Source organism: Alloyangia pacifica, from assembly GCF_900116195.1.
GTDB classification, from domain to species: Bacteria; Pseudomonadota; Alphaproteobacteria; order Rhodobacterales; family Rhodobacteraceae; genus Salipiger; species Salipiger pacificus.
The window spans coordinates 1-6,628 of record NZ_FOZW01000032.1 but is presented as its reverse complement, the minus strand read 5'-3'; the positions used below and the strand labels follow the sequence as shown (position 1 = coordinate 6,628).

General features: G+C 65.7%; 6 protein-coding genes and 1 pseudogene. 6 read left to right on the top strand and 1 reads right to left on the bottom strand.

Going from position 1 to position 6,628, the window contains the following annotated elements; translation table 11 throughout:
• From BM397_RS28735 to BM397_RS29890, 6 genes are all read left to right on the top strand, one after another.
• Positions 1–1,672, top strand: a 1,672-nt coding sequence (locus tag BM397_RS28735; RefSeq protein ID WP_256218791.1) for an SGNH/GDSL hydrolase family protein, incomplete at its 5' end; no start/stop codon positions are given.
• Positions 1,673–1,697: 25 nt separating this feature from the next.
• Positions 1,698–2,720 (top strand): NAD-dependent epimerase/dehydratase family protein, encoded by a 1,023-nt coding sequence (locus BM397_RS28730; RefSeq protein ID WP_092431563.1) that lies wholly within the window; start codon positions 1,698–1,700, stop codon positions 2,718–2,720.
• Positions 2,717–3,481, top strand: coding sequence for a class I SAM-dependent methyltransferase (locus BM397_RS28725; RefSeq protein ID WP_092431559.1), 765 nt, complete (start codon positions 2,717–2,719; stop codon positions 3,479–3,481). Before BM397_RS28730 ends, BM397_RS28725 begins: the two co-directional genes overlap by 4 nt.
• Positions 3,478–5,217 carry a hypothetical protein gene (locus BM397_RS28720; RefSeq protein ID WP_092431556.1) on the top strand — a complete coding sequence of 580 codons (1,740 nt, stop codon included), beginning with the start codon at positions 3,478–3,480 and terminating at the stop codon, positions 5,215–5,217. Before BM397_RS28725 ends, BM397_RS28720 begins: the two co-directional genes overlap by 4 nt.
• Before the next feature lie 45 nt (positions 5,218–5,262).
• Positions 5,263–5,568, top strand: a complete 306-nt coding sequence (locus BM397_RS28715) for a DUF1153 domain-containing protein (RefSeq protein ID WP_245696287.1) — start codon at positions 5,263–5,265, stop codon at positions 5,566–5,568.
• On the top strand, positions 5,549–6,259 hold the full coding sequence (locus BM397_RS29890; protein WP_143015484.1) for a DDE-type integrase/transposase/recombinase: 711 nt from the start codon (positions 5,549–5,551) through the stop codon (positions 6,257–6,259). Before BM397_RS28715 ends, BM397_RS29890 begins: the two co-directional genes overlap by 20 nt.
• Here BM397_RS29890 and BM397_RS28705 read toward each other — a convergent pair.
• Positions 6,256–6,628, bottom strand: a pseudogene (locus BM397_RS28705) (IS3 family transposase); the annotation flags it as partial. The gene BM397_RS29890 and the pseudogene BM397_RS28705 sit on opposite strands and share 4 nt — an antisense overlap.

Genomic DNA, 6,628 nt, shown 5'->3' with positions numbered 1-6,628 from the left:
GAATGAGGTCGCGACCATCGAGTTCGACAGCGTGCAACTCACGCTCTCGGACCCCTCCCCCGCCGATGATGACGGAAATCTCGCGCTCAGCGCCCCCGACCTCATCATCGATGCCAACGAAGCCGGCAACGTCATCTTCGTCATCTCCGGGCTCGACGCGGACGCAACCGCCGAGGTCATCGTGTCCGACGGCGACAACACGGCCTCGGGAACTTCGGGCTCGGACGGCGAGGTCGTTCTCGACCTGTCGACGCTCGCGGAGGGCACGCTTACCACCAGCGTCACCGCCACCGATGGCGAGGGCAACACCGCCACCGCCCAGGGGCCCGAGATGCTGCGCGTTCCCGCAACCAGTTTCGCCGGCGAGACCCGCGCGCTGTCAATCGACCTTGTGGCCGGCACCTATACCTATGCGGCGCGGGTGCTGCCCTACGGCGACTCGCTGACCTACGGATACCTCGGCGACACCGACTCCGAGACCGTTAACAACCGCGCGGACAGCGCAGGATATCGCGAAGTGCTCTTCGAGAACCTGTTGCAGGACGGTGCCTTCGTCGACTACGTCGGCGTCTACTCGAGCGGCCCCGAGGGGATGCTCGACTCTGATCACACCGGGGTGCCAGGCAAAGAACTGCGGCAGGCGATCAACAATGCCGCCGACGCGGCCTCCTTCCAGGCCAACCTGGCTGATCTCGATCCGGATGTCGTGCTGTTCATGATGGGTACGAACGACTTCAACTATGGTGGCGACGCCTTCTACGCGGACGTCTTCGATACGCTCATCGCGCGCATCGAGACGGTGGTCGAGCTGTTCTACCAATCTGACGTGGCCAGCACGGCGCATCTGGTCATCTCGACCATCCCGCCGAAACCCTACCGAAACCTGCTGACGGTCTCGGAGGCCATCAACGAGGGCTACAGCATCGTCAACGGCACGCAGGTCGTCGGCGACGCCGGCAACGGCACCTATCACGCCGGGATCAAGGCCACGGTGAGCGCGCTTCAGGCCACCTACGCGACGCTGCACCTCTACGATGCGCCGTTCGACACGGCGCTGATCGGCGACGACCTCGTGCATCTGACCGCCGAGGGCTATGAAGCCTATGCGGACGGGCTGCAAACGCTGCTGGAGAGCGAAATCGGCATCTCCGGTGGCACGCTCGGCGGCAGCGCCCTGAGCCTTTCGGCAAACAATGTTGAGGGGGGCGAGGCTGGGGACAGGATCGCCGGCAACAGCGCCGCGAACGTCCTCTCCGGCGCCGCCGGAAACGATGTTCTGCTCGGCGCTGCCGGAAACGACACGCTGAATGGCGGGGCCGGCAGCGATCGGCTCGAGGGCGGGACGGGTGTCGACGAGCTGACCGGGGATCTGGACGCCGACAGCTTCGTGTTCGACAGCGGCTTCGCGAGCCCCGGCGGTGCGCCCGACCTGATCACCGACTTCGGCCAGGGGGCCGACAAGCTCTATCTCTGGGATGGGTTCGAAGGGGGTGTCACCCTCACCCAAAGCGCGCAGGGCGTGCTCATGACGCTTGCGGGCTCCCTGCAGATCGACGTGCGCGGCAGCGCCGCCACCGACCTGATTGGCCTGTCGCTCGGCGATGGCAGTTTTGCGCTGACTACGGACGAAACCTTGGTGAGCTTTTTCAGCACGGGCTCCCTGCTGGCCTAGGCGAGCACTCAGTGGAGGTAACTAGATGACGGAAGACAGGTTTGCATTGGTCACCGGCGCCACGGGCTTCACCGGCGGACACCTTGCGCGCAGGCTGCGGGCCTACGGCTATCGGGTGCGCGCGATGGTCCGAGACCCCGGCGCGGCAGCGGCACTGGCGCTGGCGGCTGACGGCATAGAGATTGTGAAGGGCGATGCCGCCGACGGGCAAGCGATCGAAAATGCCGTGCAAGGCACCAGCCACGTGTTTCATATCGCGGCGGTCTACCGCAGCGCCAACCACCCCGACAGCCACTACTTCGCGGTGAACCGCGACTCCGTCGGCCACCTGCTGGCCGCCGCTCAGAAGCACGGCGTGCGCCGGATCGTGCATTGTTCGACCTGCGGCGTTCACGGCGACGTGGCCGAGATCCCGGCGAACGAGGAAACCGCCTTCAATCCCGGCGACGTCTACCAGCGCTCGAAACTCGCCGGCGAGATGCTGGCGCGCGAGGGCATCGCCGCCGGCGCGCCGGTGTCGATTGTCCGCCCGACCGGCATCTACGGTCCCGGCGACACAAGGTTTCTCAAACTGTTCAAGACGATCGAGAACCGCAGCTTTCGCATGTTCGGCTCCGGCGACATCGCCTACCATATGAGCTACATCGACGACCTGGTGCAGGGCTTCGTGCTCTGCGGCGAGCATCCGAGGGCGATCGGCGAGACCTTCCTCATCGGCTCGGACAGCTACACGACGCTCAACGGGCTGGTGCAGGAGATCGCACAGGTGCTCGATGTGCCGCCGCCGCGACTGCACATTCCCGTCGCGCCGCTCATGGCCGCGGCCACGCTGTGCGAATATGTCTGCAAACCGCTCGGCATCGATCCACCACTGCACCGGCGGCGCGTGTCCTTCTTCCTGAAGGCCCGCGCCTTCTCGGTGGAAAAGGCACGCCAGCTGATCGGATTCGAACCCTCTGTGGATCTGCGGCAGGGCCTGGAGCGCACCGCAGAGTGGTACCGGGAGATGGGCTATCTGCGGTCCTACGCCCGCAAGGCGGCGGCATGAGCGTCGTGTTGGCAGAAGGGGTCGCGGATATCGGGTCCGAGTTCGCCGACCTCGATCCGTCAACCGATCGCTACGCCCGGCGTTTCCAGGGACCGGCAGGGGAATGGCTTCTTTCGTGTCAGACAAAAGCCCTGCGATGTCTCTGTGCCCCCTACCCCGGCGCGAGTGTGCTCGATGTCGGCGGCGGTCACGCGCAGGTGGCAACGCCCCTGCTGGACGACGGCCACGAGGTCTGCGTCTACGCCAGCTCGCAAGAGGCGCTCGGCCAGATGCGTGGGCTGCACCGACCGGGCTTGACCACGGAGGTCGGCCCGCTGCGCGCCCTGCCCTATGCCGATCGGAGCTTCGACGTGGTGACCTCCTTCCGAATTCTCGCGCACGTCGGTGACTGGCAGGCGTTCCTCGGCGAGCTCTGCCGGGTCTCGCGCCGCGCGGTGATCGTCGATTTCCCGATTGCCAGCGGCGCCAACGCGCTGGAACCCCTGCTCTTCGGCCTGAAAAAGCGCCTCGAAGGCGACACCCGAAGGTTCCAGACCATGTCCCGACCGCAAATTCTGAAGACCCTCGCGGTCGCCGGCTTCGCGCCGCAGGGCGAAATCGGCCAGTTTGTGCTGCCCATGGTGGTGCACCGCAAGCTCGCGCGCCCGGCGCTTTCGGCCAGGCTAGAAGCGAAGCTCCGGGCGCTCCGTCTCGATCGGAGCCTCGGCACGCCGGTCGTGCTCTGTGCCGCGCGGGACAGCGCCGGGATGCGGGCCGGATGACCATGTCGACCCCGAACGAGAGAAAGCTCCCGCCCCGGCGCATCGGCCTGTCGAGCGCATTGCTCGTCACTGCGCTTTCGGCCGCGCTGGTGTTTGCCGCCGCGCTGCTGACACGTACGGGTGTGCTCGACCTGCCGCCCATCTACGACGAACTCTATCACCTTGTCCCAGCCATGAGCTGGCAGACCTCCGGCACGCTGGAGGTGCTGGACGGAAGCTACGAGCGCGGCGCGATCTTCACACGGCTGGTCGCGCTCGGCTTCGCGCTGGCTGGAGAACAGAGCACCGCCGCGGCGCGGCTGTTGCCCTCGGCCATTCCGGGCGCGCTGCTGGTGGCGGTCATGTTCCTCTGGGTGCGCTATGTGGCCGACCGCCCGGCGGCCTGGATCACACTGTTCTTCCTGCTGTTTTGGCCCAATGGCATCGAGGTCTCGCAGTACATCCGGTTCTATGCTTTGCAAGGTCTGGCGTTCCTCGTCGCCGCGCTGGTGCTCTATTGCGCCGCGACCGCAGCGATCAGCACCAGCGCGCGCATTGCGCTCTGCGCCCTGGCCGTGCCGCTTCTGCTGCTGGCGCTTAAGCTGCAGCTGACAACGGTGATCGGCATCGTTGCCATCGGGCTTTGGGCCGCGCTAGTCTACGGCCCGGGCTGGCTCCGGCGCCATCGCTGGCTGCGTTGGGCGTTGCTGGCCGCGGCGGCGGGAGTCGTGCTGATCGCGGCCAGCGGCGCGGCCGACGAGCTGCTTGCGAAGTACTGGCGGATCTACCGCTGGGAGCCCTGGCCGGTGCAGCGCGACACCACCTTCTATCATCGCGACTTCAGGGACAATTACCCGACCTTCTGGCCGCTCTTTCCCATCGCCGCCATAGCCGCCCTGCGGGCCCGCTTCCTGCCGGCCTCCTTCGCGGTGACGCTGTTCTCGGTCTGCTTCGTGCTGCAGTCCTTTGGCGGGCTGAAGAACATCCGCTACCTCTACCCGGTAATGCCCTTCTTCTTTGCCACCTGGGGTATCGTGCTGTCCTTCTACGGTGGCCGCGCGCTGCGGCGCCTGCGCGGCGCGCTGCTCGAGCTGTTCCCCCATCGCTGGTCGGTGCCGCTGCGCACCGGTGCCGCGGTGCTGGCAATCGCCGCCAGCGGCCTGTTCGTCGCCGGGGCAAACACCGGCTTCTCGCACGGCCTGAAGCTGGCGCTCGGCAGCGAGACGCAGATGCTCCTGGGCAAGCGCCGCTGGGAATGGCCCGACGCCCGCGCGCAGCTGCAGCCCTGGCTCGAAAAGCGCGCCGTGGTGGTCACCACCGAAGAGCTGCTGGCCGTGCAATGGCTGGGCGACTACGACTTCGCCCTGAATCGTCCGCGGTTCTCGGAAATGCTGTTCTCGCTCGGGCCCGACACGCAGCCCTTCGTCAGGGACTTCCGCAATGGCCGGCCGCTGGCCGGGCTGGTGTCGGATTTCGAGCCGGTGCTGCATTGCGCGCCGATCGGCGTGCTGATCTCCAATGCTAGCTTCCTCTCCACCGGCATCGCTCGCGAGTTTGCCGCCATGGCCCGGGCGCACGGGGCCACGGTAAGCATCGAGCCATCGAGCTCCAGCGCATTGCTCGCCTGGGAACGCGCGGGCGACCCGACACGGACGGCCGGGTGCCTTGAAGACGCGGGAATCTTCTACCCCGACGCTGCGGCGGCCCTCCTGTCCGAGACGCGTCAGCCCCAGAGCGTCTCTGTATCGACCCAGTGAAAACCTGCTCATGCTACAAGGGAAAACGTAGCAATGAGTATGACGATGGACGACAGCATCAAGCGTTGGACGGCGAAGCGGAAGACGACTCTGGTGATTGAGATCATCCAGGGCAAGACGACCGTGTCGGAGGCAAGTCGATCATTCGACCTCACACCCTCCGAGATCGAGGGCTGGGTCGAAGACGCGAAACGGGGCATAGAGAACTCGCTGCGCGCCAACCCGCTCGATATCCGTGAGCAATACGAGAAGCAGCTTAGGGACCTGCAGGAAGCCTATGGCGAGGCCATGCTGGAGCTACGGGCCCGAGAAAAGCTCCAGGCCCTGCTGGATGCGCAGGACGGAAATTGATCCGTCGCATCCAGCAGGGCCTCTTGGCGGAGGGTCGATCGCCAAGCTCTGCACGTGGTTCGGCATTCCCAGGCGCACGGTCTACTACAAGCCAGTGAACGCCGCGCCGAAGGTCGATCCCCGCTTGGCCGAACCGACCAAGAAGATGATCGAGGAGGAGCCGTCCTTCGGCTATCGGACCGTGGCCTGGCTCCTGGGTTTCAACAAGAACACGGTACAAAGGATCTTCCAGATCAAGGGCTCGCAGGTTCGCAAGCGCACCGTGGGCATGCGGCTCCGTATCCAGGCAGTTCCGTCTGTCGCAGCTGCGCCGAACGAGAGGTGGTCGACCGACCTCGCCCGCCTCTGGACGGGCAAGGACGGCTGGGCCGCGCTGGCCCTGGTGATCGACTGCCACACCCGCGAGCTGTTGGGCTCGCACCTGTCGAAGTCGGGCAAGGCCACGACGGCCAGCGCCGCCCTCGAGAATGCGCTGATCGTGAGGTTTGGCACACTGGGCCGGGTCGAGGAGGAGTTCCTGCTGAGTTCAGACAATGGCTTGGTCTTCACCAGCCTCCACTTCACGGCCATTGTCCGCAGCTACGGGCTCAAGCAGGAGTTCATCGCCCCGCACTGCCAGCAGCAGAACGGCATGGTCGAGCGCTTCATCCGGACGCTGACGGAGCAGTGTGAATGGCCCCGAGTTTCTTAGACGCCCTCATGTCTCAGTTTCTGCGGCTGCTCGAAGTCGACGGGCGACAGCATTCCGTTGCGCGCGTGCTTGCGCTTTGGATTGTAGAACATCTCGATGTAGTCAAACACGTCCCGCCGCGCTTCTTGGCGGGTCCGGTAGGTGCGGCGCCTGATCCCCTCGCGCTTGAGGAGGTTGAAGAAGCTCTCGGGCGAGACCTTGTCCGCCATTGGTCCGAGGACAATGGTCGAGCGCGTTGTCGTGGCAACTGCCGCATCGGCTCATGGAATGCTCGAGGTCGTGGGCTTTCAGGAGTGAGCAGGTGAGCGCCACAGGTCCGAGCGACCCCGCGAACGCCCAGTCCATGCTTGTGAACTGGCTGCCCTGATC

Excerpts from the sequence above, each read along its gene's own strand:
- BM397_RS28730 (WP_092431563.1), top strand. The coding sequence starts at position 1,698 with ATGACGGAAGACAGGTTTGCATTGGTCACCGGCGCCACGGGCTTCACC.
- BM397_RS28725 (WP_092431559.1), top strand. The coding sequence starts at position 2,717 with ATGAGCGTCGTGTTGGCAGAAGGGGTCGCGGATATCGGGTCCGAGTTC.
- BM397_RS28720 (WP_092431556.1), top strand. The coding sequence starts at position 3,478 with ATGACCATGTCGACCCCGAACGAGAGAAAGCTCCCGCCCCGGCGCATC.
- BM397_RS28715 (WP_245696287.1), top strand. The coding sequence starts at position 5,263 with ATGGACGACAGCATCAAGCGTTGGACGGCGAAGCGGAAGACGACTCTG.
- BM397_RS29890 (WP_143015484.1), top strand. The coding sequence starts at position 5,549 with ATGCGCAGGACGGAAATTGATCCGTCGCATCCAGCAGGGCCTCTTGGC.